Below are 24,625 nucleotides of genomic sequence, written 5' to 3'. Positions count from 1 at the left end.
TGTAAAATTGAAATAATGAAATTTTTCCCTGAGCCTGCATGATCTTCCCGCTCCCACTCTCCCGCTTGCCGCGCCGGCTTGCCCTCATGGTGGCCGTGCTGGCGTCCGTGTGCACCAACGCGCTTGCGCAACAAGACGCGGGCGAGCTCGTTCGTGTGCAAGTCCCGCCCCCGCTGAACGCCACTCCGATCAAGCCCGGCCCCAAGCCCGGGTCCTGCGCCAAGCCGGTGTTTCCCGAGGCATCGCTGCGCAGCAGGCAGGAAGGAACGGTCACGCTATCGTTTCTGATCGGCACGGATGGCGCGGTGAAGGGTGCCAAGATCGTCAAGTCAAGCGGCTTTCATTTGCTCGACATGGCTGCCCACGATGGCATCCGGCGCTGCGTGTTCAGTCCGAGCATCGTCGACGGCAAAGCGGTGGACGCGTGGATGCAGATGCAATACGTCTGGACGCTCGACGCCTCCGCTCAGGAGCAGGCGGCCGCGCTGAGCGCCGCGCGTGCGGGTGCGGAACGCGGCGAGCCCGCATCCCAGCACAGGCTCGGGTCGATCTACATGAATGGCGAGGGTGTCGCACGCGACCCCGCCAAAGCCTTGGCCTGGTGGCGCAAGGCCGCTGAACAAGGTTACGTCCAGGCCTACTACAGCATGGCCATGACGCTGCAATTGGGCGATTCCGGTGAGCCGGACCTGGCTCAAGCCATGATCTGGTATCGCAAGGCCGCCGACCTGGGTATGCCCGCGGCGCAGAACATGCTGGGAATATTGCTGCTCGACGGCGCCCGGGCACCCTCCGACAAGGTGGCGGCACGCGAGTGGTTTCGCAAAGCGGCCGCGCAAGGATGGGCGCGCAGCCAGGCGTACTACGGCGCGCTGCTATTGCACGACAATACTTCGGAAGGAATGGAGCACGGCATAGCGCTGCTGTCCAAGGCGGCGGCGCAAGACGATGTCGTGGGCCAGTTACTCCTCGGGCAATGCTACGACGCCGGGCGCGGCGTGCCGCAGGATAAAGCCATGGCGGCGACGCTGTTTGAAAAAGCGGCGCTCGGAGGCAGCAAGTGGGCGCAGCGTCGTATGGCCACGATGTACGAGCGCGGCGACGGCGTCACGGCCGACCCGGTCAAGGCGGACCAGTGGCGCCAGGCAGCGACAATACCGGAACCTCGCCCACGCTGACTCCGGGACGGATGCCCCACCCCTGGTGCAAGCTGAAATTTTACCCCAAGCACCCATGACCACCCTTGCCCCATTTCCTTCGCTGCACCGCCCGCGCCGGCTTGCCGCGCTTGCCGCCATGCTGGGGACCGTGTGCATGTGGACGCTGGCCCAGCCCGGCGAGCAGCCGCGCACTGTCCCCATCCCTCCGGGGCCGGTTGCGTACAACATCAAACCCGTTCTTCCCGTTGCCCTGTCCGGCGGCTGCGCCAAGCCAGAGTATCCCAAAGCCGCCTTGCGCGAGGAACAGGAAGGCACGGTCACCCTGGCCTTCCTGATCGGCGGCGATGGCGCGGTAAAAGATTCCAGGATCATCAAGTCGAGCGGTTTCCTGTTGCTCGACATCGCGGCCCAGGATGGCATCGGACGCTGCACGTTCAAGCCGACACGGGTCGACGGCAAGCCGATTACATCGTGGATGCAGCTGCAATATGCCTGGTCGCTCGATGGGCCGGCCGGGGAAGAACGGCAGCCGCCCTGGCCACCACCCGCGCAGCGGCAGAGCGCGGCGAGCCCGAAGCGCAGCACAGAATGGGCATGCTGGCGATGGGCCAGCCCGGCTACACGCGCGACGTGGACGCGGCGCGCGAATGGTTCCGCAAGGCCTCCGCACAAGGATACGCACCCAGCCAGGCATTTTACGGGGCCTTGCTGATGAGGGAAATCGGGCCGGAGTGGATTGAACTGGGCCTGGAGCTGGTGCGCAAGTCGGCGGCGCAAAACGATGCCCAGGGACAGTTTTTCCTAGCGCGCTGTTACGAAAACGGACACGGCGTCGCACGCAACGACGTGACGGCCGCGGCGCTGTTCGAGAAAGCGGCGCTCGGCGGCAGCAAGCCGGCGCAGCAGTCCATCGCCGCGATGTACGAACGCGGCCAGGGCGTGGCGAGCGATCCGGTCAAAGCGGCCAAATGGCGCCAGATCGCGGACAAACCGGTCCCGGCACCGCGCTGCCCCCTGGCACGCCGCCGCGGTGGCTATCCGCGCCGGCCGCGCACGTCGTTGCTGCGCGCCTCATCGTGGCCATCTGACCACCCCCTCCGGCAGACTGCTCCGGGCGCCACGCGTGCGCTGATACCCGCAAGGTATGGCAAAGAAAGTAATTCAGCCGTGTCAGCCTTTTCTCTATAGTCGCTCACGTCGACCAGCTCTTCCTCCAACGAACTCCACGGGGCCCGACACGCACGGCGGGCGCGCTTCGCCACGCCCAGGTTCTGCTCTGGCGGCAGAGTCGATCGCGCCACATCCTTCATTCAAATCATCAACCATCCAGAGGGCATCATGACTTCATCATCACCGCAGTCAAACGCACCGCCCGGCCAGTCCGGCTGGCGCATGTGGCTGGCCATCGTCATCCTTGGCATCGGCGCCTTCACCATCGTCACCACCGAGCTGGCGCCGATCGGCCTGCTGTCGGCCATCGCGCACGACATCGGCCGCAGCGAATCCGCCGTCGGCCTGACAGTCACCCTGTACGCCTGGATCGGCGCCTTCAGCGCATTGCTGGCCGCCGTGGCCCTGGGCCGCGCGCCGCGCAAGCCGCTGCTGATCGGGCTGATGCTGTGCCTGGCGCTGTCGAACGGCGCCGCCATGCTGGCCGGCAGCTTCGGCCTGCTGCTGGCCGCCCGCGCCTGCGGCGCAGTGGCGCATGGCCTGTTCTGGGCCGTCATCGCCGCCTCGGCCGCGCAAATCGCGCCGCCACGCCATGTGGGCCTGGCCACCTCGATCGTCTTCGGCGGCGTTTCGGCGGCCAGCGTGCTGGGCGTGCCGCTGGCCACCCTGATCGGCCAGGAGAGCAATTGGCGCATCGCCTTCGGCGCCGTCGGCGCACTGAGCGTGCTGACCGCGTTCGGCATGCTGGCGGTGCTGCCGCGCCTGGAGCAAAGCCAGGCGCGGGACGCGCGCGCGGCCCTGGGCGCGGTACTGCGCCGCGCCGACCTGTGGGCCATCTACCTGGCCACGGCGTTTGCCGTCACGGGCCACTTTGCCGCGTTCACCTTCATCGAACCGTTCCTGCGCGAAGCCCCCGGCATGCAGGCGACGATGGTGATCGCCTTGCTGTTCGGCTTCGGCGCCGCCGGCCTCGCCGCCAACTTCCTGACCGGGATCTTCATCGACCGCTACCTGCGCCCTTTCCTGATGCTGGCGCTGGCCCTGATGACGCTTTCCCTGATGGTGCTGGGCATGTGGGGCACGCTCATCGGCGCGGCCGGCATCGGCGCCATGCTGGTCCTGTGGGGCGCGGCCATCTCGGCCATCTTCGTCGGCTTCCAGACCTGGATCCTGCGCACGGCCGGCGCGGCGGCCATGCCGGCGTCGGCGGTGTACGTCGCCATCTTCAACGCCGCCATCGGCAGCGGCGCCATGCTCGGCGCGTGGGTCCTGAGCCTCAGCGGTTTTGCGGCAGTCATGATCGTGGGCGGCCTTGGCGGCGCCGTGTCGATCCTGCTGGTCGCCGCCATCGGGCGCCCGGCTTCCGCGCCGCAGGCGGCGTTGCAACCGTGAGCGCAGCACACAACGAAGTACGTGCCGGGCCGGCCGCTAGCGCCCGGCCGTGAGCGCGCCGATCAGGGCACGCGCGGCGGCCGACGGGCGCCGGTGTCCGGCATAAATTGCGGAAAACGCGCGGGTGCGACCGCGCAGTTGCGGCAGCAGCTCGACCAGTTCGCCGCGCCCGATGCGTTCGCGCACGATGAAGTCGTAGCTCTGGCACACCCCGAGGCCGTGGGCGGCGAGCGAGACCACGCCGAGCACATCGTCCGAGACGGTGACACGCGGCGCCGGCGACCAGTCCACGTCGCCACCGGCATCGCGCAACAGCCAGGGAGACACGCGCCCGGTGCTGGGCATGACGAAACAGATGCAGGCATGCCGCTGCAGTTCGTCGAACGACGCCGGCATACCCGCGCGCTTGAGGTAGTCGGGCGACGCCACCAGGCACAACGGCGCGTCTTCCAGCTTGCGCGCCACCATGCCGCTGTCCGGCAAGTCGCCAAGGCGCACTGCCAGATCGAACCCTTCAGCCACCAGGTCGACGTTGCGGTTGGCGATATTGAGTTCCACCCTCACCTGCGGATACTGCCGCGAAAACGCATCGAGCAAGCGCGGAAGGCGGTAATGCGCATACGTCGTCGGCACGCTCAGCCGGACGCGCCCCGCCACATCGTCGGCCTGGCCCAGGATGGCGCGCTCGGCATCGTCGATCAGCGCGAATGCGGCAAGGGACTGCTCCAGGTACAGCTGGCCGGCATCGGTCATGCTCAGGCTGCGCGTGGTACGCCGCAGCAACTGGCTTCCCAGGTGCTGCTCCAGCCGGCCCAGCGCGCGGCTGACGACCGACGCCGTGGTTGCCAGCGCCACGGCGGCCGCGCTCAGCGAACCGTGCTCGGCCACCGCCAGAAAGATTTCCACATCGCCCAAGTGTCCGTAGCGCCGCGCCATTTTTGCCTTTAAAGAATTAATCATTGTTACCGCAGGTAGTTTATCTCCTTTGAAGGCTTGAATATAGTCTTACCTACGCCAACTACCGATGGAACCTGACCATGAATCGACTGAAACCCCTCATCGCCGCCCTGCTGCTCACCCTGGCAGGCGCCAGCCAGGCCGCCAACGTGCTGGTCGTGCTGTCCGACTCGGACCGCCTCGACCTGAAGGATGGCAAGACCTACCCGACCGGCTTTTACCTCAATGAGCTGGCGCAGCCGCTCAAGCTGTTGCTCGACGCCGGCCACGAGGTGACGTTCGCCACGCCCACCGGCAAGGCGCCCACGGTCGACGCCACCTCGCTCGATCCCATGTATTTTCAAGGCGATGCGGCCCAGTTGAAGCAGCACCAGGATTTGATCGCAAAGCTCGACATCACCTCAAGCCAGCGCTCCCCGGTCATCAGCCTGGCGCGGGTCGAGCAGATCGGCTATGCGCGCTATGACGCGGTGTATGTTCCAGGCGGCCACGCGCCGATGCAGGATCTGATCCGCAGCGCCGCGCTCGGGCGCCTGCTGACCCATTTCCACCAGGCCGGCAAAACCACGGCGCTGGTCTGCCACGGCCCGGCGGCGCTGCTGTCGGCACTGAACAAGCCGGAAAGCGCCATCGGCCGCATGGAACAAGGCAGCAAGGCCACGCCAACCGGCTGGATCTACGCGGGCTATCGCATGACTGTGATCAGCAATCAGGAAGAAGCGCTGGCGAAGGCGGCATTGAAAGGCGGCAACATGAAACTGCTGCCCCAGAGCGCGCTGGAGCAGGCCGGCGCGCGCTACAGCAGCAATGCGGCGCCATGGACCAGCCATGTGGTCACGGACCGTGAACTGATCACCGGCCAGAATCCGGCATCGGCCCTGCAAGTCGGTCAAGCCCTGGTCGAGCGCTTGAAGTAACGCGGGACGGCGCGGCGCCGAGTGCTGTGCGGATGGCCTCGACCTTGTCGAGCACCGCCGCGCGCGTTTCGTGCGCGCGCGAGACCACCTGCACGTCGATCGACAGCAGGCGCGCCAGTGCCGGCGGCAGCGCGCGATAGGCCACGCCGATGCGCGAGGTGGCCTGCATCGACTGCGGGCACAGGGCCACGCCCTCGCCCGCCGCCACCGAGGCCAGCAGCATCGTGAAATCTTTCGGTTCGAGTCGGCGCGGGGCGGCATAGCCGAAATGCCTGAAGCTGCGCTCGCACTTGTCGTAGAAGGCGGGATTGTCGGTGCGCGAAAACCAGAACAGGGGCGTGGCGCCCAGTTCGGCCAGGTCCACCTCGGTCTTCGCGGCGGCCGGGTGGGACGCCGGCAGGACGAGGATCATCGGTTCGCTGCCGACCGTCTCGACCGCGAGGTCTTCGGTGGGGGGGACGATGTCGCCGACGATCGCCAGATCGAGCTCGCCGCCGCGCACGCGCTCGACCAGGCGCCTGGACCAGGCGCGCTCCAGCGCCCGCCCGCCGGTGAAAGCCGGATCGGTGACGAGCGCGTTCAGCTCGGGCATCAGGGAATGATTGATCACGCTGGTCAGGCCGATGCGCACCATGGCCGCATCGTCATCATGCAAGCCTGCCTTGACGCCGGCCACGGCCAGGTCCAGCGCCAGCAGGATCTTGTACGCCTCTTCCTTGAAGGCTTCGCCGGCCGTGGTCAGGCTGACCCGGTGGGTGTCGCGCACGATCAGCTGCACCCGCAGCATGTCCTCCAGGCCCTTGATCTGGCGCGACAGCGGCGGCTGCGACATGTTCAGCAGCTCCGCGGCACGGCGGAAATTGAGCTCCTGCGCCACCGCCAGGTAGCACTGCAAGGTCCTGGTGCTGGGTAGGTGCTTCGACAGCATGAGCATGACAACGTCTCCTGAACCGGTTCTTCGTTGCCTATTATCCCATCCTTCCACTGCGGCCGTTCAGCTCGCCGCCACCGCCGCCTCCCGCGCTGCGGCGCGGCGCGGGAGTGTCGCGCCGATACGATGCGAGGCCAGGCGCAGCACATCGCTGGGATTGAACACGGATGGACCGGATTGCGCGGCAAGGTCCGCCAGCAGGCCGCGCCCCAGCTGGATCAGCCGGCGGTAGCCGTCGCCCAGCCACGCTTCCCACATCGATCCGAGCGGCTGCTCCAGAATATTCCCCAGGCCGTACAGGGGCCCAAAGCCGAAGCTGACCGGATTGACCGTGCCGTCGGGTTCGAGCACGAGCACGCCGAGCAGGTCGGCAGGCCGCGCACTCGCGTCGCTGGCGCTGGCCGCGCGGGCGTAGATCGTGCAGGGCCGCGCCATGACATCGTTGCGGTGCACCAGGTCGGTATGCACGCCCATCTTCCCCGCGTACGCCGCCGCCAGCAGCGTGCCGGCGAGGTACAGCAGGTTGGCGTCGTCGGGCCCCAGCACCGCGTCGGCCATCGTGGTGCGCGCGCGCCCCGCCGCCGAGATCGGGTGCAGCTGGAGCGCCGAGGCACCCCGCTCGCACGCCAGCGCTGCCAGTTCATCGACGTCGTCGAGGTTCTCGCCGCTTACGCCGCAGATGATGTGAAAGCCGATGCCGGCATTCGCCAGCAGGCCGAGAGTGCGCAACACGCCGGCGAAGGCGCGCGGCCGCCGGCGTAAGGCATCGTGCGCGGTGCCAAGGCCGTCGATACTGACCGCCACCGTGCCAACCTGGCGCAGGATGTCCAGGTTGCCCCGGTGTGGCACCAGCAGGCCGTTGGTGACGAGGGCCGTTTGCATGCCGCAGTCCGCCGCCAGCGCCACGACATCGGCCAGCCATGGATAGAGCAGCGGTTCGCCACCCGAGATGGCGAGCTGGGTGTAGCCCCACGCCGCCGCCTGCCGGATCGCGCCCGCCGCCTGCTCTAGAGTGAGCAGGCTGGCAGCATGCGGCGCACTGTCGGAGTAGCAGTGCGCGCACGCCAGGTTGCACCTGCGTAAAGGATGCAGGTGAAAGATGGCGCTGGCGGTCGGGCCGGCGGCGGGCGTGGCGGCGGCGCTCATTTCAGGCCGACCCTGACATGTACACGCCACAGATCGCGCATCGGGATGCCGTAGGGGAAAATCTCGATACGGCGCAAATCCGGATGCTTCTGGATCTGCAGGATCGCCGCCCCCAGCCCGGCCATGGGCACCGAGGTTTTCAGGACCAGGGCGTCGGGCATGAGTATGCCATCCGGGAAGATGTCGTCGAATTTGAACCCCATGCCATGCAGCTCGGCCACCGAATCGGTCAGGTCGGCGATCTGCTCCTTGGTGTAGTGGTAACGCAGGCGTGCCGTCAGCGCAGTGTTCAGGTCGTTTGGCTTAGACATGTGCGGGCTCCATGATGGTTTTGGTGATGAGGACCGACAGATCGGACAGCAGTTTCAGCACGGCATCGTATTTTTCGATGGTGAAAACCAACAATTGCAGCGCGTCGGTCAATGCCTTGGTACGCGTCACCGTGTCGGCCGACGGCGGCCGGATCTGTATTCTTTCTTGCAGGATGTCGATGATGGCGTTGTTGACCGTGTTGCGGCGCTCGCGCAACTTGGCCAGCACCATGTACACCTTCGCCCGGTCTTTCAGGCTGGCTGTTTCGTATTCGACGGTGACGTCGGCGATGGCGCGCTGCAAAATGGTTTCGATGCTTTGCAGCCAGGGAATTGCTGAGTCGGACATGATGCTCTCCTAGTTGGTGGATGGGATACAGTGGTAGTGGCTACGGCGTGGCCGGGGGCGTTGGCAGCTCCTTGGCTGCGGTAGCGGCAATATCGGTTGCCGCGGCCTGGTTTTTCTTTGCTTCCTCGCGCACTTCTTCAAAAAACGATGCCGCCAGCGCGGCGCGCTCGGCCAACGGCAATTCCTTGCCCAGTGAGCCGAACGCCTTGCCGGTCGCGCCGAGGGCCTCGCCCACCGGAGGAAGCGGCGTCACCAGCTGGCTGATCAGTTCCTCGACGTGGGCCACGCCCGCTTCCTTCGCCGATACGGCAGCGCTCAGCAATGCCACTCTGCTGCGTAACTGCCTGAGCGCCGCCAGCCGTTTGGTCTGGCCGCTGAACTCATATAGCTGATCGTCTCCCGGCAAGTCGAGCAGGCGCGCGTTGTAGGTCTCGATGTCGTCGCCGAGCTGCTCCTTGCGCATGTCGTCGACGGCGGCCTGGCGCCTGGCGTACAGCGCCAGCTCCTGCTTGAGCTGGGCTGTCAGGGAAAGGCCATGCTGCGCTTCTTCCAGCGCCACCGGCGAGGTGGCGCAGCCCGCAAGAAGCAGCGCGGCCGTCATGCACGGTAAATAGCGGATCATCATTTGTTCACTCCTCGTCCGATCCAGAGCAGGGACAGCGCCTGGACCAGGTCTTTGTAATCGGACGCTTTCTGGCCGGATGCCGCGTACGCCACCGCCTGTCCCGCGGTGGCATCGATGAGGACCGCCCATTGGCCGGCGTTGGCCTGGGCGAAAGCGAGCTGCCGTTCGCGCTTGAGGTCGCGGCGCAATTCGTCCAGCCGCAATGTCCGGGCACGCTGGTCGCCGATCGCATACGCATAGCGGCCGGCGGCTTCATACAGCGCTGCCCGGCTGTCGGCGTCGTCGCAAGCGGGGTTGACCTTGACCGCCGGGAAGGCGATGGCGTCGAGGAAGCTCATGCTTCTGTAGCATGGCTTGAGGGTGTCGAGCCTTGACCGGGCCACCAGCAGCTCGACTGCCTCGGCCACCCGGGACGCTTGAGCGGCCCGCACCAGCTCGATATCCTTGCGCACAAGATCCGCCTGCACCGTAGCCAGGTCGGCGCGGTTTTTCTCCAGGTCGCGCCGGATCAGGAGACTCATCGGAACCAGCGGTTTTTGCAGATCGGCCAGGACTTGGACATCGTCGGCGACGCGCGTGACCAGGACCGCCGCCAGTTCGGCGCGGGTGGCGTCCTTGCCGGGATCGGCAGTGGTTCCCAGCTTGCGCAGGATGGCGTCGATGCGCTTGACGCGGTCATTGGCAAGCGCCTCGTTGCCGAGCACGTTGTTGAGCGTCGCCATCTGTGCCAGCGCGGCGCGCACCTTTTTGCCGAGTTCGGTCAAGCGCACGGAAGGAGCGGTGCCGGGCTGGCTGGCGCGCACCGCTGCGGCATACTCCTCCAGCGAGGCGCGGTACTGCGCCATCGAAGCGTCGGCTTCGGCACTGAGAGCAGCATACTTTTGCTCGAGATCGACGGTGTTTTTGGCGCTGGTGAGCAGCGAGCCAGCCGGTAGCCTGGCGATCAGCGCATCCTGTCCGCCAGCGAGCGTTACTTCGCTTGCGCACAGCTTGCGCAGTTCTCCAAGATACTCCGTGGCATACTTGCTCAGCTCGCCGCTGCCGGCAGCATTGACCGCGCGGCAGGATGGGGCGTCGGCGCCTTCCGCCTTGAGCAATGTGCGGTACGCGGTTTGCCTGGCCCGGTTCGCCTGCAGTTGCAGCGACAGGCTCTTCCATTTTTTTACCGCGCCCAGGAACCCGGAGGCGTCCGGCGTGGCAGCGAGCTCCTTGAGCTCGCCGTCCAGTGTCGAATAAAACGTTCTCGCGTTGGGGCCGCCCGTAGCGACCGGAGCGTCGAGCAGCAGCACCAGCGCGCTGTCGACCTCGGCGCTGCGGGCGCCGGCGATGGCATCGATGTCCGCCTTGAGCAATTTCTTGCGCTGCTCATGCATGGCCGTGAAATAGCTGTTCAGGTCCACCTTGGCCCACGCCGCCTTCAAGTCCTTGCCTTGCTGGTCGCGCTTTTCGCTGTACAGGTGCATGCCGGCGCAGCCCGACAACGCCAGGCACAGCGGTACGCATCCCAATCGAAGAAAAGTATTCATGTTGATTCCCTTGTCCGGATCAGATGGAAGACAGTCCGGTTGGCATCGCAGTCCGCCGCCGGTAACTGGAGCTCAGTATAGGAAGTTGCACCTGCCAGGGAAATTGTCCGAATGGCCAGTCCGAGGGCCCATTCCGGAAGCACAATGTGCTAGCCTTACGGGGTCAACTGGCCATGTGGCCAGGGTGCCGGACACAGCATTAGTCCAGGCGATTTCTTCAAAGGAGCCAGTCGTGCGCTTGCTGCTTGTCGATGACCACAAGATGTTCACGGAAAGCCTGACCATGGCGCTTGACCGCCTGCAGAAGGGCAACACGCTGTGTGTGGCGCAAAGCCGCGAGGAGGCACTGGACTACGCCGGCGCCGGCCAGCGCTTCGACGTGATCTTGCTCGACCTTCACATGCCCGGCAACGACGGCATGGATAACCTGGCCATCCTGCGCGAGGCCTTCGATACCGCCTGCATCGTGATCGTTTCCGGCGAGACCGATCCGCGCATCGTTTTTCAGACCATCGAACTTGGCGCCGCCGGCTATGTGTGCAAGGCGTCCGACCTGCAAACCCTGCTTGAGGCGTTAGATACGGTGCTGCACGGCGGCGTGGCGCTGCCGAGCAAACTGCCGCGCCCGCAAATTCAGGGCGCGCAGCCGGCTCCACGCCCGCCGCCCCCGCACAATCCGGTGCTCGACGCGCTCTCGCCGCGTCAGCGGGAAGCCCTGTTCAGCGCCATCCGGGGTCAAAGCAACAAGGTGATTGCCCGTGAAATGCGGGTGACCACGAGCACGGTCAAGCATCACCTGGCCATTGCGTTCAAGGTGCTCGGCGTGCTCAACCGCACGGCGGCGGTGTACGAGGCCAACCGCCTGCAACTGTTTCCCGACATGCAGTCGTGCCAGGCGAGCGCCCGCCCGCCTGAGCACAGCCGCAGCGCCTGCTAAGGCGGGGCGCGGTCGAAGCTGCAGTCGATGTCCCAGCGGCCGGTGCGCTGTTCGGCCGTCACGAGCGCGAAACCGTCGCCTTTCGCATATGTCACCTGCGCCAATGTGCAGTCGAACTGGCCGGGGAACGCTCCCGCCGGATCGGCGAAGCTGAAGGTTTCCCCGCTGTCGGCCAGGTCCTCCGGTATCGAATTGGCGAACGGATAAGGCGCGTACAGGGCCGAACTGTGAAACGATCGCACGGTGACCGCCGGCTTCGTGCCCGGCGGCTGGATCAGCAATGTCGCCTTGCAGGAGAGGTGCTCGTCGCCGGACAGGAACACCACATTGCCGATGCCATGGCCGCCGATGTGGGCGAGCAGCCGCTGCATCGATGCCGGATAGCCGTCCCACGCGTCCGAGCGCAGACAATGCGCGCCCGGGCCGCCGTGGACCGCGCGCAGCCGGCGCGGCACCAGGATCGATGGCGATGCAATGAATTTCGGCCGGTCCGCATCGGCCTCGTGCTGGGCCAGCAGCCAGTCGAGCAGCAGTTTGAACTGGCGCTCGCTCATGATGGTCGCGCTGCCGGCCGTGCTCGCGGAACGCGCCGTGCGCTCGGTGCGGGTGTCGGCGATGAAGAAGGCAAAGCCATGCAGGGGCGTCCCCGTCTCCAGGCTGTGCGGGGCTTGCGCCGTTCCCAGCGACGGCACCAGCGCGTTCGTGCGCTGAAACCGCAGGTAGCCGGAGCGGCCCGCCGTCAGGTTGGGGTCGACCCGCCGTGCATGAGCCAGCGGTTCCCAGTTATCCATGATCTCGTGATCGTCCAGCATCATGAAGGTGGGCAGGCGCCGCATGACCGACTTGACGTGCTTGTTCGCGAACAGCTTTTCATAGGGCCGCACATAACGGTCGTCCAGCGCGCTGGGGTCGAACAGGCCGGCCGTGGCGTCGCTGTAGATCTGGTCGCCGAGCAGGAGCAGGAAGGCCGGTGCCGTGCCGTCATCGCCATCGAGCCGCCCGGCCAGGCGCCGGAAGGAAGCGAACGCCGGTCCCTGGTCGAGCAGACCGGCCGGATACTGGCAGCTGCCCATGGCAAAGCACAGGCGTGATGTATCCCTGCCGGCGGCCCCGGTGCCGAAACCGACCAGGCCGGGCGCCAGCCTCTCCGCCAGACTGGCCACCAGTTCGCGCTCGATGCTGCTGGCGATGTCGTCGACAATCTTGTCGACGAAATCGAGCAGCTCGGCGAGGATCGCCGCCAGCGCCAGCGGGTTGCCCGGCAGGATGGGAGGAGCGGCCATGGTGCGCCGGTCTCGCAGCAGGCCCATCAGTTCCCTGCCGCGCAAGGACGGATGGTGGAACTGCGGCGACGGCGCGCCGTTGTCGAAGAAGGTCGGCTTCTCGTCATAGAAAAGCAGCATCAGCAGCCCGTCCGGGCCGCCCGATGCGGCGGCGGACGGCGGCGTGGGTGCAAACTGCATCCAGCCATTCTCGTCGGCCACGCCGGCAAACAGCTGCAGGCCGCGCAGCAAGGCGGCCCTGGGGGAATCGCCGGGGGTACCGGACCATATGCGGTAATGCTCGCCGTCCGTCGTGACCGGAATGAAGGCGACCAGCACCGCGCGTGTGTAGGCTGGGTCCGATCCGGCCCCGACCTGGAAGCCGCTCGCGGTGTCGAGGCTGGTGCGCACCGGTCCGCTCCAGGGCGTGCGCAGCGACCAGCGGTCGGGACCGGCCGACTCGCTCATCTTGTAATCTGCCAGCGAGGTCGTCTCCGGCCCCAGGAACGCGTCCACGGCCGCGAAAACCTTGTGCGCGTCGCGCCCGATAAAGCAGTCCTGGTGGCCGAATCCTTCCATCGGCCGGGTGACGTAGGCGAAAAAGGTGTCCTTGAACATGGCGTCCATGCGGCCTAGGGTGGCCGGGTCGGACAGGCCGTTGTCCATGCCGTGCACGCTCATGGTATCGAAGATCCAGCGTTTCTTGATGTCCTCGCGCGATACGTAGACATTGCGCCCGGCGCGATTGGTGATGGTTTTCAGGCGCGCGAAATGCATGGCCTGCGACACCGTGTCGATGCTCAGCGGGCCGAAAAAGTCATCGATATGGTCGAGCACCGGCCGGTCCACATTGCACAGGCTGAAGTCGCGCCCGTACAGCGCGTCCATCCGGTGGCGCGTGCGCACGAAATCGGCCTTACCCCATGGCAACCAAGGATTTTCCAGATGAAACTCTTCCATCGGATACGGCGTCGTGGCCAGCAGACGGTCGATCAGTTCGTCCATGAGGCTCGGTTCGCCCTCGACCCGGAAGGCGAAACCGCGCAGCGGCAACAGCTGGCGCAGGAAGCCGAGCAGGTAGGCGCGGAAAATATTGGCCTGGCTGAACACCACCAGCGGCCCCACCTGCGACAGCACCAGGCGCCGGATGCGGTTATTCATGTCCAGCCGCTCCGCCGCAAAGCGCTCGCCTGCGCCCGGCTCGGCCAGGATGGCCATGCTGATCATGGCCGCGCCCATGCAGTGGGCCACCACGTCCAGATAGCCGAAGCCGCTGACGCGGCAGATATGGGCAATTGCGGCCGGAATGTCGGCATGCGCCGCATCCTCGAACGTCCAGGGATGGCGCGCATGCGGCATGCCGCTGCTGGTGCGCAGGTCGACGATCCAGATGTCGCGCTTGCGCTTCCACAGGTAGCTGGCCATATTCGGTTTCACCACCGGGTGGGCGAAGGTGGTGCCACTGGCGCTGTAGCCATGGATCATCACCACAGGTGGGCGATGCGGGTCCCGTTCGTCGCACCGGTAGCGCGTCAACCGCACATGCACCGGCGTACCGTCGGGCAATTGGTCGACTTCGATCTCGGTGATTTCCGGGCGCGGCAGCCCGGGGATGATGCCCGGCAGGCGCGCGGGCACGCGCATCGGCGTCGCATCGGGCTTGCGCAGGCTCCACACGTGGATGCTGAGCAGCAGGCGCAGCAGGTAGGCGCCGAGCGACACCACATCGGCCAGCGCGGCCGGCTGGTCCTGCTGGCCCAGGATGCGAAATAGCGCCACGTTCTCGCGCACCAGGAAATTGGTATCGAGCTCCAGTTCGGGCCGGGTGCCCGCTCTCAGGCAGGGAAAGGAGTCGACCTCCATGCGCATGAGCTGGTTCCACGGGTTCGAGGCACGCGCGTAGGTGAAGCGTTTTGTGCCGAGAATGCGCTGGCCGGAGAATTTGCTGGCGGCCAGACGCGGGTCGACGACGTCGGTTGCGCCGATATCGATGGCGTACTCGAACAGGCGCACTTCCCCGGCATGCGACGCGAGGGCCATGGCGTTGTCGTAGCGCATGCGCAATTCGCCCTGCAACTGGCGCGCAGTCTCGCGCGTGAACGACAGGCTGCCCTGCGACCAGCGCTCGGCGCCCCACTGCCACAAGTCGCGCAAGCCGCGGTTGAGCAGCCAGGGCAGCACACTGTTCGAGCGGCGCTGCGCCGGCGTGGATGCTCCGCGGTGGAAGAAATGCAGCGTTCCCGCCACAGCAGCCTTGAGCAATGGACGCGGCGGCGTTTCGCCCGGCACTTCCCGCCGCAGTTTCCAGTCGTCCCACCGGTTGACGTCGAACAGTTCGAGCTTGCTGGTCGCGGGATCGATCTGCAACGCGCGCTTGATCGGCACCGCCTGGCCAGCCTGCGGCAGCACCAGGCTGGCCAGGTCGATGGCGGAAAAATGCAGGCTCAGCTCGATCATGCAGTGCAGCTTGACGCCGTGGCGGTCGACCAGCGTTGCCGGGCCGGACATGCGCTCGATGAACTGGGCAGTGGTCGGGCGTGGTTTCTCCGGTTCCTGTTCTGCCCGGAAGCGCGGCCGGGTCACCGGCAAGGGTGCGGCGGCAGACTTGGCGGCCGGCGGGGTATCCCACTCCCATTTCCGTTTCAGCTTGTCGATCGCGCGCAGCGCCAGCGCCGTGATGGTCAGTGCCGGGTTGACGCCGAGCGCGCCGGGCAGGATGGCGCCGTCGAGCACCATCAAGCCATCGTGCACGGTGTCGTCATCGCCGGTCAGCGCGCGAAACACCTCGCCGCAATCGTTGACCACGCCATTATCCACACTCGCGCCGATAGTGCAGCCGCCCAGCGGATGCACGGTCAACAAGGGCCCGCGCCGGTTCGACAGCAGGAATTCCATCGATTCGGGCAGCAGCTTCCACAGCGGATTCGGGAGGATAGTCCCGTTCGGGCCAGGCCCGGGATTGCCGCTGTCGACTGCGCCGCCGAGTGCCCGCACCTGATGCTGGAACAGTGAATGGTCGCGCAGCCCTGGCCAGCGCACCCGGATCGCGCCGTCGCCGCTGTCGTCGTCCTTGCCGCCGACCAGTTCGAGCCACCCGCCCGCGCCGTCGTCGCCCATCACGGCCAGCAACGCACTGCGCCCCAGCCGGTCGCGGTCGACCGCGCACGGATCGCGCTCGTCGGGCAAGCCGGTATGAACGCTGGCATCGAGCCGGCCGAGTTCATGCAGGGTGTTGGCGGTAGTGGCCATTTCCTCGAACAGGCGGCGCAAGGGTCCCGGAACCGCCATGTCCTCGATCAGCAGGTCGGAGGGTTTGCCGGGCAGGTCGACCATGCCGGTGATGGTCGGCCCAACCTCACGCTCGCGCGGGGGCTTGGCTTCGTCCGCCACGCCGTTGACAGGATCGGGGCCATCGTACGCGACTGCGATCATGTCCCCGTTGCTGGAAAACTTCTGGCCGATCTTCGACGAGAACCTGAGCTCGTCGCTCTGGGAGCGCAGCAGGATTTCGGTGGAGCCGAAGGTACCGGCCGCCAGGATCAGCTTGCGCGCGCGAATCTTGTACGGCAAGTCGCGCCGCGCGCGCAGTTTGGCGTCGGTGTAGTTGACGTGCACGCACCAGCCGCCCAGCCTGGCGTCGCGCTCGACGCGCAGCACCGTGGCCCCGGTGTAGAGTTTCGCGCCCTGCTTCCATGCCTTGTACAGCAGGTTGGTGTCGAGCGACTCCTTGGCGTTCAGGTTGCAGCCGGTGGCGCAGTCGCCGCACATGGCGCAGGCGGACAAGCCGACGCCGGCGGCGCTGGCGCGCTCGCCCATGGCGACCGTGATGGCGGCCGGGCTGAACACGCCATCGCCCGGTTGCAGCCGGCCGGCCATCTTGCGCAGCGCCTCGTATTTGGCCGGCGGCGGCCCGGCGTGCTTCTCGATGGTATTCGCCTCGCCGCCGACCTGCGCACCCAACGCGTCGAGCGCCCTGACGAAGTATGGTTCCAGGTCGCCCACCAGCGCGGCCAGTTGTTTGAGCGGCGCCCCGCGCGGGCGCACCATGACGCCCGCGTTGATCAGCGATCCGCCGCCCAGGCCGTTGGCCACCAGCGCGCTGACATCGCCGCCCACGCGCACATCGAACAAGCCCTCGCGCTCGCCGCTCGGCGCGGCCCCGTTCGGCATGCTGACACGCACGTGGCCAGCCAGCTCGCTCATGCGGCCCGGGAAGGAGCCCGGCAGGTATTCCTTGCCGCGTTCGAGCACCCAGACCGTCACCGGCTTGCCATCCTTGCCGCTGCCGGCCAGCCCGGCCGCGGCTACCGCGCCCCCGTAGCCGCTGCCGACGATCAGCACGTCGACATCGATCGCCGGCTCGCCCTCTTCCTTGAGCGTGGAAAACAGGTGTTCGACACCTTGCGAGAGCCATGCCGGCGCCCGTTTACCGCTGTTCGTCTGGTCCATGGCAAGCGCTCGCTTGAAGTGCGCCGGCATCGTCCATGGCTTGCCTGAGGACGTCGGCGGCGACGGGTTTGTGTAGCAATGGAAGTCCGGCGCTGTTGGCCTCGCGCAGGCGGTCGGGCGCGGTGTCGCCGCTGATCAGGATGGCGGGCAGCGCGGGGTACAGCTGGCGCAGCGCGGCCACGGTGGCCAGGCCGTTGTCGCCGTCGCGCAGGCGAAAGTCGACCAGCAGCAGGTCCGGACAGCGTTGCGCAACCGCCGCAAGGGCTTCGGCGGTGCTGCCGGCCAGCGTGACTTGCGCGCCCAGTCCGTGCAGCAGCGCCTGCATGCCGGCGCGGACCGAGGCATCGTCGTCGACCACCAGGACGTGCCGGCCGGGAATCGGCGCGGCGGGCGCGGCTGCGGGGCGCGCGCCGGCGGCTTGCTGGCCGGACTGCTCGCATACGAGGTAAAAACTGGTGCCGGCGCCGGGGAATGACACCATTTCGAGGCGCATCCGCAGCAGGTCCGCCAGGCGGCGCACAATCGACAAGCCGAGGCCAAGGCCCTTGCTCTGGTCGCGCTCGGAGTTGCCGATCTGATAGAACTCCTCGAACACGCGATCGTGCTCGGCAAGGGGAATGCCGCTGCCGCTGTCCACCACCGCCATGACCACCTGGCCGCCTTGCCCGCACAGGCTCAGGCCGACCGAGCCCTGCGTGGTGTACTTGATCGCGTTGTCGACCAGATTGCACACCAGCCGGCCCAGTAGCACCTCGTCGGTCACGACCAGGGGTGCGCAGTCGCACTCGAGCGTCAGCTGCAAGCCCCGCGCCTGCGCCGCGGGCAGATATTCGTCGTACACGCACGCAAGAAACGGCGCCAGTTCAAGCTCCGCCGGGCGGACCTGGACGATGCCGGCATCGAGCTTGGAGACGTCGAGCAAGGCATCGAGCTGGCCCGACAAGGTTTGGATCGCCTGCCCCATGTGACGCGCGATGTCGCGGCTGTCGTCATCGAGCGGCTGCATGGCGAGCGCGCCGGCGAACAGGGACAGCGCATGCACCGGCTGGCGCAGGTCGTGGCTGGCCGACGCCAGGAAGCGGGTCTTGGCGCGGTTGGCCGCTTCGGCCGCGCTCAGGGCAAGGTTGAGCTGCGCATTCAGGCTGGCCTGCTGCAGGCGGATTTCGAACGACTCGCGAAACAGGCGGAACGAGTCGCTGGCCAGGGCGATCAGCACCGCGCCGAAGAGAGCCAGAATGAGCGCGGTGGCGCCGCCGATCCAGCCGCCATGGCCCATCAGCGCCCACTGGGCCACCAGCGGCGCCATCACCGGCAGCAGGAAAGCGAGAAACACCGGACGATAGCCGGCGGTGGTGGCAACCGAGCCGGCGCACAGCCCCACCAGCAGCAGGGACTGGATGGCACGCTGGAATTCGGGCAGCGCCGTGAAGAACAGCAGCGACAGCGCGTGCGTGCAGCCGTTCAGGGCGCTCAGGGCGATGCAGATCTGAAGACGGCGCGCGTCGCTCAGGTCGGCCAGCGCCGGCAGGCGTCCCAGGATGACCCAGCGCGCGGCCAGCACCAGCGCCACGAGCAGCAGCCAGGCGCCGAGGTACACGGTGGGAACGCGTCCCCACGCCAGCGCGGCGATCATGACCGCACCGAGGAAGACCGGGATCGGCACGCGGCGGCCCTGGCGCGCAAGCAGGCGGAGAAGCTCGGCTTCGAGGCTGTGTGCGGTTGCAACCCTGACTTCTGAAGTCATCCAAGCCACCCTTTAGCGAATGCATCACAGGCGCTGCGGCGCCCGGCGGCGCGAATCTCATGACGTTACAGCATGCCGTTTGAAAAGCCAACTGGCCAATAGGCCAAGCCATCCGGCCAGCCCGGCGGCCTTGTGCTCGCCTTCTAAGCATATGTGAAATGCGTCGTTCTGTTAATGGCAGGCACAATTTATAGTGGCTGCCCCTTCACAGCCGGGCGCCGGCGCACCCGATCACTCAGGAGTACATGCAATGAAGCAACACGGTTTTCATCGCGGCCCCACGGGCATCCGTCTCAGCATTCTGGCGATGCCGATCGCGTCGCTCCATGTTACGGGCTGGGCGCAAAGCGCCGGCGCCGGGGCCGAGGTGGCCCCGCCGGCCGTGGTGGTGACCGGTACCCGCGTGTCCAACCGTTCCGTGCTGGACACGGCGTCGCCGGCCGACGTAGTGACGTCCGAGCTGATCAACAACATGGCGCCACCGAAGTGAGCCAAGCCCTGTCGGCCGCCCTGAACTGAGCGCCAGCAGCGGCGCGCGCATCACGGACTACGAGGTCAATCCGGGCACGCCACCGGCCGGCCTCGCGCTCGACGTGCCCAAGTCGCGCAAGCGCACCGACGGCCACAGCACCACCTTGAGCGGCTGGAAAGGCTTTACCCTGGGCGAGGGCGGTTTTCTCACCGTGGCGGCCGAATATAAAAAGCAATCGCATACCGAACGCAGCGCCTACGATGTGCACCAGCAGTATCCCCTGGTGAACGGCAAGTTCGACCCGCGCGAGCCAAGCTTCCAGCGCTACGACACCTGGGGCGGCGAGCCGGAACTGACGCAGGCCACCGTGTTCGCCAACGCCGGTATTCCGCTGCAGGGCGACGCCAGACTGTATGGCTCGGCCAGCTACCAGCGGCGCGATTCGCGCGCCGCCGGCTTTTTCCGCCGTCCGCCGCAGGACGAAAATATCTTGTCGGTGCACCCGGACGGCTACCTGCCCGTCATCGCCCCCACCGTGGACGATCTCAGCATTACGGCCGGCCTTGCCTGGCGCGCGCAGGCTTGGGATTTGGACGCCTCGCTCGGCTTTGGCCGCAACAAGATGGCGTTCACGGTTGAAAATTCGCTGAACCGCTCGATCGGCCCCGCCAGCAAGACTGCGTTCGACGCCGGCGGCTTCGCCTACGATCAGCCGACCCTGAATTTCTCGGCCGTAAAACCGGTCACCGTGGCCGCCCTGCCCGCGCCGCTCAACGTGGCCGTGGGCGCCGAAACGCGCCGCGAAAACTACGAACTGTGGGCCGGCGAAGCGGACTCGTACCGCCACGGCGGAGTGGCCCTGGCGGACGGTCGCCCCAGTGCCGCCGGCGCCCAGGTGTTCCCCGGCTACACGCCGGCCAACGCCATCGACAGCGGCCGCCATTCGATCGGCGCCTTCGTCGACCTGGAAACCAGGCTGACCCCGGCATTGCTGACCTCACTGGCTGCGCGCGCCGAGCGATATTCCGACTTCGGCAGCAACGTCACCGGCAAGCTGGCCACGCGCTACGACTTCACGCCCGCGTTCGGCCTGCGCAGCTCGCTGCAAAGTGGCTTCCGCGCGCCGTCGCCGCAGCAGCAGTTCTACACCTCGACCTCGATGACCTTCATCGATGGCCAGGCGTTCAATATCACCACCTTCCGCCCATCCGATCCGGCCGCCGTCGTGCTCGGCGCCACGCCGCTGGAATCTGAAAAGTCGGTCAATGTGGCGCTCGGCGTGGTGGCGCGGCTGGGGCCGGTCAGCCTGACTGTCGACGCCTACCGCATCCAGATTCGCGACCGCATCGTGCTCAGTGAAAACCTGACGCAAGCGAACGTGCGCCAGTTCCTCAGCGCACGTGGCTACACCGGCGTGGGCGGCGGTCGCTTCTTCATCAACGGCGCCGACTCGACCACCAGCGGGGTGGATCTGGTGGCCAACTGGCCGCTGCGCAGCAGCGCCGGCCTGATCGACCTGACGCTCGCGGGCAACTTCAACAGCACCGAGGTGACGCGCGTGCCGGCTACGGCGCAGCTCGATGCGCTCAGTCCCGCGCCGTCCCTGTTCGGACGCGCCAACATGCTCGGTATCGAGGAGGGGCAGCCGAAGAACAAGATCAGCGCCAGCGTGCGCTGGAAACTGGCGCAATGGGGCGCCACGTTCAACGCCACCCGCTACGGCGAAGTGCTGGCGGCGGGCAGCACCGCGGCTACCGATTTCGTGCTCACGCCAAAGACCGTGGTCAATCTGGAGGCACGCTATACGATTGCCGGCGGCGCCACCCTGGCGCTGGGCGCGGATAATCTGTTCGATGTGTATTCCGATCCGGTGCCGGCGTCGCTGACCACCACGTCGGCAGTGCCGTGGTCGAACCGCGCGCCGTTCGGTCGCTCCGGGCGGTTTGTTTATGCACGGGCCGGCTACAAGTTCTGAGGTGTTCTTCCAGCAGGCCGGGACCATTTGACTGCGCTCTGGGATGAATATCAAAAGGCTGCGCGGCCAGCGTTGCCTGGCCAATGATGTCATCCCGATGCATATCGGTTCTAGCCGTCGGGAAGTACGTATCGTCGAAATGCCTCTGTAACGGCACCAATGCGTCGGAAATTGCGTTGCGCTTCACCCAGCGTCATGTGATTTGGGCCACTGATGCGTTCAGAGTCAGTGGTCCCGTCATCTTCCCAAAAGCACACATGGCAAATATCGTACGCCCCACGTTCTTGCAAGCTCCGGTATCCGCAACAGGGGCAAGCCACCATCGCCTCAACGTCGCCCTCGATCGTCTCATCCCATCCCAGGAGTGCGGTCTGGTTTTGCAAATACGCGTTGATCACCCCCGTGTATTTGTACGCAAGGGCGATTTTCAGAAGCGGATCATAGACCGGCTTTGTCGGGTCGTCCGGTTCGTCGAAACGTGAAATCAGCAGCTTCAGAAGATCGGGAAGTCCATTGTATTGAGGATCATCCGCATCAATGGACCACCAATCAAGCAACAAGCTCGAACGTTCCTTGGACGAAAGTCCGGCAAGATCTCGTTGTACCAGATGCCTGATTGCTTCGTCTCTAGTCATAAGTCCTCATCTTAACCAACCTCACTCGATGAATTACCGCGCCAGGGCAACAGCGCTTTGACGTTGGTTCGATCAGCATCTTTCTACAATGATTTTTTCTTAATGGAAATTATACACCGTGAGAGAAATGGGAAAGATTGCCCGACTGGCCCCAGCAGCACTCCCTGGCGTTCCAGCGTTCGCCCGTTGGAGGCGTCTTTACGAAAAAGTTTTCAAGAATATTGAATCCAAATCGCATGCTGGAAGCGTATGTGGTGTATCGCGCCCGATACCCGGGTGACTTTTTCATAAGAAAACGAGGACACGACCATGCAAACCGCTCCACTTACCAAACTCCTGCTCGCTTCCGCCATCGCCATGACCCTGACCGCCTGCGGCGGCGACGACAACGACGGCCCCGCGCCCCTGCCGCCGGTGGTGGTGGCGCCACCGGTGGTCGAAGCCGGCGACACCGTGCTGCTGACCAGCGCCGGCCGGATCGTCTCGCTCAACGCCGACAATACCGTGCGCACCAACGTCGCCGTGTCGGGCTTGCAGCAGTCGGAAACCATCGTGGGCATCGATTTCCGTGCGGTCGATGGCCAACTGTACGGCGTCGGCAGCAGCGGACGCATTTACACGATCGACCCCTCGACCGGCGCGGCGGCCGTCAGGTCCACCATCGTGGCCGACGCGGCCGACACCAGCGCGCCCTTCACTGCCCTGCGCGGCGCCGACTTCGCAGTCGACTTCAACCCGGCGGCCGACCGCTTGCGCGTGGTCAGCGACACCGGCCAGAACCTGCGCATCAACGTCGACAGCGGCGCCGCCACGACCGATGGCGACATCAACGGCGGCCCGGCCACGGCGAAGATCACCTCGGCCGCGTACACCAACGGGTTTGCCGGCACCGCCAGCACCACCTTGTTCGTCATCGACGCCGCCAGCGCCATGCTGTATACCCAGACCCCGCCCAACAATGGCACCCTGAGCGCACCGCTTGCGCTGGGCGTGTCGGCAAGCGCCGTCGGCGGTTTCGACATCGACGCCCGCAACAACCGCGGCCTGGCCGCGCTGACCGTGGGCGGCAAGACGGGTCTGTATGCGATCAACCTGGGTGCCGCAACGAATGCGGCGACGCTGCTCGCCGCGCTCGACCTGACCGATAGCGTCAAGGGCCTGGCTTTGCGTACGCCGAAAGTGCCGGTCGTGTTCGGCCTGACCGACGGCGCGCGCCTGGTATCGTTCAAGGCGGCCACGCCGGCCAAATTCGACACCGACGTCGCTATCACGGGCCTGAACAGCGGCGAAAAGCTGCTCGGATTCGATATCCGTCCAAAAGACGGCCTGCTGTATGCCGTCACGTCGGCCGGGCGCATCATGACCATCGACACCACCAGCGGCGTCGCCACCGCCAAAGCCACGCTCGCAGCCGACGTCGCCGATCTCACGCTGCCTTTCAGCATCGTCTCCGGCAGCGAGTTTGCGGTTGACTTCAACCCGGTGGCCGACCGCCTGCGCGTGATCAGCAATGCCGGCCAGAGCCTGCGCATCAACGTCGATACGGGCGCCACGACCACCGACGGCAGCATCAACCGGGCCGGCGCCAACCCGGTCGTCACCGCGGGTGCCTACACCAACAGCTTTGCCGGCACCAGCGCGACGATGCTGTTCGTGGCCGATACCAGCAGCGACAACCTGGCGCTGCAAAACCCGCCGAACGATGGCACGTTGACCAATATCGGCGCGTTCGGTCTCGATGTGGTGGGCGACGCAAGCATGGATATCGCGGGCGGCGCCAACGGCCTGGTGCTGGCGGCCTTGCGTAGCACGGCCAGCGGCCCGAGCACCCTTTACAGGGTCGATCTGGCAACGGGAGCGGCAGTGCCGGTGACTGGCGCGGCGAATGCGGCGGCGTCGGTGATCGGCAGCGGTGGCGCTGCCGTGGTCGATATCGCGATATCGTTGAAGTAAGCTGGTCGCATCACGACAGCGCAGCAAGCACGGCAGCGTGATCCTGCGCATGCCTCTGTCGTGATGCATTGTCAATGCCGGCGGTTACCCCGCCGGCACGATGGTTCAGGCGCGCGCGCCCACCTGGCGGCGCCGCATCGCGCCCAGTGCCAGCAGGCCGACGCCCATCATCATGTAGGTGGCCGGCTCCGGTACGACCTGCACGGAACCGTTATCGGCCGTCACGGCGATCTCGTTCTGGTTGGAGTCGAGGAACAGCACGTCGGAGAACGTCAGCGCCGCACTGCCCGCGGCGAGGGCATCGAAACTGAAGTGCGCGAGATTGCCGCTGCCGAAGGCGCCCGCGCCCGCGCCGAGCCGCGTATTGAACACGTACGAAATCATGCCGGTCGCGTTGTCGATCGTGCCGCCGTCGCTGAAAGTCGGGCCGGTGGTGCCCAGGAAAGCGCCTTCGGTGACGCTGTTCGCCTTGAGCAAAGCCGAATCGAAGGTGAGTGTGAACTGGTAGCCGTACAGGTCCGCAATGTCGGAGATTTTCACGGCGATATCCACCGCCGAGCCCACGGTAGCCGGCGCAGGCGAGGCGCTCAGCGACAGCGTTGGAATTGCAAAAGCCTGCGTACTGGCGGCCAGCAGCATGGCAGCCAGGCATTTCTTCAAAATCGTCATCTTGTTTTTTCCTATTGCCCCGAAGGGCGTGTTGTGCGGTAACGG

General features: G+C 66.2%; 20 protein-coding genes. 9 read left to right on the top strand and 11 right to left on the bottom strand.

What is annotated here, in order from left to right:
• The first annotated feature begins 38 nt into the window (after window positions 1–38).
• The 4 genes from CR152_RS21865 (at window position 39) to CR152_RS21850 (ending at window position 3,722) form a co-directional block, all read left to right on the top strand.
• Complete coding sequence (locus CR152_RS21865; protein WP_099878479.1) at window positions 39–1,178, top strand: TonB family protein; 1,140 nt, start codon at window positions 39–41, stop codon at window positions 1,176–1,178.
• 55 nt (window positions 1,179–1,233) lie between these two features.
• Window positions 1,234–1,872 carry an energy transducer TonB gene (locus tag CR152_RS21860; protein ID WP_229413502.1) on the top strand — a complete coding sequence of 213 codons (639 nt, stop codon included), beginning with the start codon at window positions 1,234–1,236 and terminating at the stop codon, window positions 1,870–1,872.
• A complete protein-coding gene (locus CR152_RS21855) occupies window positions 1,755–2,348 on the top strand; it encodes a tetratricopeptide repeat protein (protein WP_167399935.1) in 594 nt (197 codons plus the stop codon). Before CR152_RS21860 ends, CR152_RS21855 begins: the two co-directional genes overlap by 118 nt.
• Window positions 2,349–2,498: 150 nt before the next feature.
• Entirely contained in the window at window positions 2,499–3,722 is a 1,224-nt protein-coding gene (locus CR152_RS21850) for an MFS transporter (RefSeq protein WP_099878475.1), read from the top strand.
• A 36-nt stretch (window positions 3,723–3,758) separates the two neighbouring features.
• Here CR152_RS21850 and CR152_RS21845 read toward each other — a convergent pair whose 3' ends face one another.
• Window positions 3,759–4,658, bottom strand: coding sequence for a LysR substrate-binding domain-containing protein (locus CR152_RS21845; protein WP_099878473.1), 900 nt, complete (start codon window positions 4,656–4,658; stop codon window positions 3,759–3,761).
• Window positions 4,659–4,759: 101 nt separating this feature from the next.
• On the opposite strand from CR152_RS21845, the gene CR152_RS21840 reads away from it, so the two are divergent.
• Window positions 4,760–5,596: a type 1 glutamine amidotransferase domain-containing protein gene (locus tag CR152_RS21840; protein ID WP_099878471.1), complete on the top strand. Its 837-nt coding sequence runs from the start codon at window positions 4,760–4,762 to the stop codon at window positions 5,594–5,596.
• Here CR152_RS21840 and CR152_RS21835 read toward each other — a convergent pair.
• The 6 genes from CR152_RS21835 to CR152_RS21810 are packed head-to-tail and all read right to left on the bottom strand — an operon-like array spanning window position 5,532 to window position 10,484.
• Window positions 5,532–6,530, bottom strand: coding sequence for a LysR family transcriptional regulator (locus CR152_RS21835; RefSeq protein WP_099878469.1), 999 nt, complete (start codon window positions 6,528–6,530; stop codon window positions 5,532–5,534). The genes CR152_RS21840 and CR152_RS21835 overlap by 65 nt on opposite strands.
• 60 nt (window positions 6,531–6,590) lie before the next feature.
• Complete coding sequence (locus tag CR152_RS21830) at window positions 6,591–7,673, bottom strand: radical SAM protein (protein ID WP_099878467.1); 1,083 nt, start codon at window positions 7,671–7,673, stop codon at window positions 6,591–6,593.
• Window positions 7,670–7,984 carry a hypothetical protein gene (locus CR152_RS21825; protein WP_099878465.1) on the bottom strand — a complete coding sequence of 105 codons (315 nt, stop codon included), beginning with the start codon at window positions 7,982–7,984 and terminating at the stop codon, window positions 7,670–7,672. The genes CR152_RS21830 and CR152_RS21825 overlap by 4 nt, the downstream gene beginning before the upstream one ends.
• On the bottom strand, window positions 7,977–8,333 hold the full coding sequence (locus CR152_RS21820; protein ID WP_099878463.1) for a hypothetical protein: 357 nt from the start codon (window positions 8,331–8,333) through the stop codon (window positions 7,977–7,979). The genes CR152_RS21825 and CR152_RS21820 overlap by 8 nt, the downstream gene beginning before the upstream one ends.
• Before the next feature lie 40 nt (window positions 8,334–8,373).
• Window positions 8,374–8,958 (bottom strand): hypothetical protein, encoded by a 585-nt coding sequence (locus CR152_RS21815; protein WP_099878462.1) that lies wholly within the window; start codon window positions 8,956–8,958, stop codon window positions 8,374–8,376.
• Window positions 8,955–10,484, bottom strand: a complete 1,530-nt coding sequence (locus CR152_RS21810) for a hypothetical protein (RefSeq protein ID WP_157778648.1) — start codon at window positions 10,482–10,484, stop codon at window positions 8,955–8,957. Before CR152_RS21810 ends, CR152_RS21815 begins: the two co-directional genes overlap by 4 nt.
• 232 nt (window positions 10,485–10,716) lie before the next feature.
• On the opposite strand from CR152_RS21810, the gene CR152_RS21805 reads away from it, so the two are divergent.
• Window positions 10,717–11,421 (top strand): response regulator transcription factor, encoded by a 705-nt coding sequence (locus tag CR152_RS21805; protein WP_167399934.1) that lies wholly within the window; start codon window positions 10,717–10,719, stop codon window positions 11,419–11,421.
• Here CR152_RS21805 and CR152_RS21800 read toward each other — a convergent pair.
• Window positions 11,418–17,132 carry an alkaline phosphatase D family protein gene (locus CR152_RS21800; RefSeq protein ID WP_167399933.1) on the bottom strand — a complete coding sequence of 1,905 codons (5,715 nt, stop codon included), beginning with the start codon at window positions 17,130–17,132 and terminating at the stop codon, window positions 11,418–11,420. The two genes, CR152_RS21805 and CR152_RS21800, sit on opposite strands and share 4 nt — an antisense overlap.
• The gene (locus CR152_RS21795) at window positions 17,110–18,876 is read right to left on the bottom strand and encodes an ATP-binding response regulator (RefSeq protein WP_099878452.1); all 1,767 of its coding nucleotides are present in this window, start codon (window positions 18,874–18,876) and stop codon (window positions 17,110–17,112) included. The genes CR152_RS21800 and CR152_RS21795 overlap by 23 nt, the downstream gene beginning before the upstream one ends.
• A gap of 250 nt (window positions 18,877–19,126) precedes the next feature.
• On the opposite strand from CR152_RS21795, the gene CR152_RS34315 reads away from it, so the two are divergent.
• Both CR152_RS34315 and CR152_RS21790 read left to right on the top strand, forming a co-directional pair.
• Complete coding sequence (locus CR152_RS34315) at window positions 19,127–19,366, top strand: hypothetical protein (protein ID WP_229413500.1); 240 nt, start codon at window positions 19,127–19,129, stop codon at window positions 19,364–19,366.
• A 103-nt stretch (window positions 19,367–19,469) separates the two neighbouring features.
• Entirely contained in the window at window positions 19,470–21,323 is a 1,854-nt protein-coding gene (locus CR152_RS21790) for a TonB-dependent receptor plug domain-containing protein (protein ID WP_229413499.1), read from the top strand.
• Between the two features lie 110 nt (window positions 21,324–21,433).
• Here CR152_RS21790 and CR152_RS34310 read toward each other — a convergent pair whose 3' ends face one another.
• On the bottom strand, window positions 21,434–21,958 hold the full coding sequence (locus CR152_RS34310; protein ID WP_099878450.1) for a CPCC family cysteine-rich protein: 525 nt from the start codon (window positions 21,956–21,958) through the stop codon (window positions 21,434–21,436).
• Window positions 21,959–22,267: 309 nt separating this feature from the next.
• Here CR152_RS34310 and CR152_RS21780 point away from each other — a divergent pair, with 309 nt between their 5' ends.
• Window positions 22,268–23,911 carry a DUF4394 domain-containing protein gene (locus CR152_RS21780; RefSeq protein ID WP_099878448.1) on the top strand — a complete coding sequence of 548 codons (1,644 nt, stop codon included), beginning with the start codon at window positions 22,268–22,270 and terminating at the stop codon, window positions 23,909–23,911.
• A gap of 105 nt (window positions 23,912–24,016) precedes the next feature.
• Here CR152_RS21780 and CR152_RS21775 read toward each other — a convergent pair whose 3' ends face one another.
• Window positions 24,017–24,580 (bottom strand): cohesin domain-containing protein, encoded by a 564-nt coding sequence (locus tag CR152_RS21775; protein ID WP_099878446.1) that lies wholly within the window; start codon window positions 24,578–24,580, stop codon window positions 24,017–24,019.
• Window positions 24,581–24,625 lie beyond the last annotated feature (45 nt).

The sequence above is a fragment of the Massilia violaceinigra genome (assembly GCF_002752675.1).
In the GTDB taxonomy this organism is placed as follows: Bacteria; Pseudomonadota; Gammaproteobacteria; order Burkholderiales; family Burkholderiaceae_D; genus Telluria_A; species Telluria_A violaceinigra.
The sequence above is the reverse complement of the archived record's forward strand: the minus strand, read 5'-3'. Positions and strand labels throughout refer to the sequence as shown.

Excerpts from the sequence above, each read along its gene's own strand:
- CR152_RS21865 (WP_099878479.1), top strand. The coding sequence starts at position 39 with ATGATCTTCCCGCTCCCACTCTCCCGCTTGCCGCGCCGGCTTGCCCTC.
- CR152_RS21860 (WP_229413502.1), top strand. The coding sequence starts at position 1,234 with ATGACCACCCTTGCCCCATTTCCTTCGCTGCACCGCCCGCGCCGGCTT.
- CR152_RS21855 (WP_167399935.1), top strand. The coding sequence starts at position 1,755 with ATGCTGGCGATGGGCCAGCCCGGCTACACGCGCGACGTGGACGCGGCG.
- CR152_RS21850 (WP_099878475.1), top strand. The coding sequence starts at position 2,499 with ATGACTTCATCATCACCGCAGTCAAACGCACCGCCCGGCCAGTCCGGC.
- CR152_RS21845 (WP_099878473.1), bottom strand. The coding sequence starts at position 4,658 with ATGGCGCGGCGCTACGGACACTTGGGCGATGTGGAAATCTTTCTGGCG.
- CR152_RS21840 (WP_099878471.1), top strand. The coding sequence starts at position 4,760 with ATGAATCGACTGAAACCCCTCATCGCCGCCCTGCTGCTCACCCTGGCA.
- CR152_RS21835 (WP_099878469.1), bottom strand. The coding sequence starts at position 6,530 with ATGCTCATGCTGTCGAAGCACCTACCCAGCACCAGGACCTTGCAGTGC.
- CR152_RS21830 (WP_099878467.1), bottom strand. The coding sequence starts at position 7,673 with ATGAGCGCCGCCGCCACGCCCGCCGCCGGCCCGACCGCCAGCGCCATC.
- CR152_RS21825 (WP_099878465.1), bottom strand. The coding sequence starts at position 7,984 with ATGTCTAAGCCAAACGACCTGAACACTGCGCTGACGGCACGCCTGCGT.
- CR152_RS21820 (WP_099878463.1), bottom strand. The coding sequence starts at position 8,333 with ATGTCCGACTCAGCAATTCCCTGGCTGCAAAGCATCGAAACCATTTTG.
- CR152_RS21815 (WP_099878462.1), bottom strand. The coding sequence starts at position 8,958 with ATGATGATCCGCTATTTACCGTGCATGACGGCCGCGCTGCTTCTTGCG.
- CR152_RS21810 (WP_157778648.1), bottom strand. The coding sequence starts at position 10,484 with ATGAATACTTTTCTTCGATTGGGATGCGTACCGCTGTGCCTGGCGTTG.
- CR152_RS21800 (WP_167399933.1), bottom strand. The coding sequence starts at position 17,132 with ATGGACCAGACGAACAGCGGTAAACGGGCGCCGGCATGGCTCTCGCAA.
- CR152_RS21795 (WP_099878452.1), bottom strand. The coding sequence starts at position 18,876 with ATGACTTCAGAAGTCAGGGTTGCAACCGCACACAGCCTCGAAGCCGAG.
- CR152_RS34315 (WP_229413500.1), top strand. The coding sequence starts at position 19,127 with ATGAAGCAACACGGTTTTCATCGCGGCCCCACGGGCATCCGTCTCAGC.
- CR152_RS34310 (WP_099878450.1), bottom strand. The coding sequence starts at position 21,958 with ATGACTAGAGACGAAGCAATCAGGCATCTGGTACAACGAGATCTTGCC.
- CR152_RS21780 (WP_099878448.1), top strand. The coding sequence starts at position 22,268 with ATGCAAACCGCTCCACTTACCAAACTCCTGCTCGCTTCCGCCATCGCC.
- CR152_RS21775 (WP_099878446.1), bottom strand. The coding sequence starts at position 24,580 with ATGACGATTTTGAAGAAATGCCTGGCTGCCATGCTGCTGGCCGCCAGT.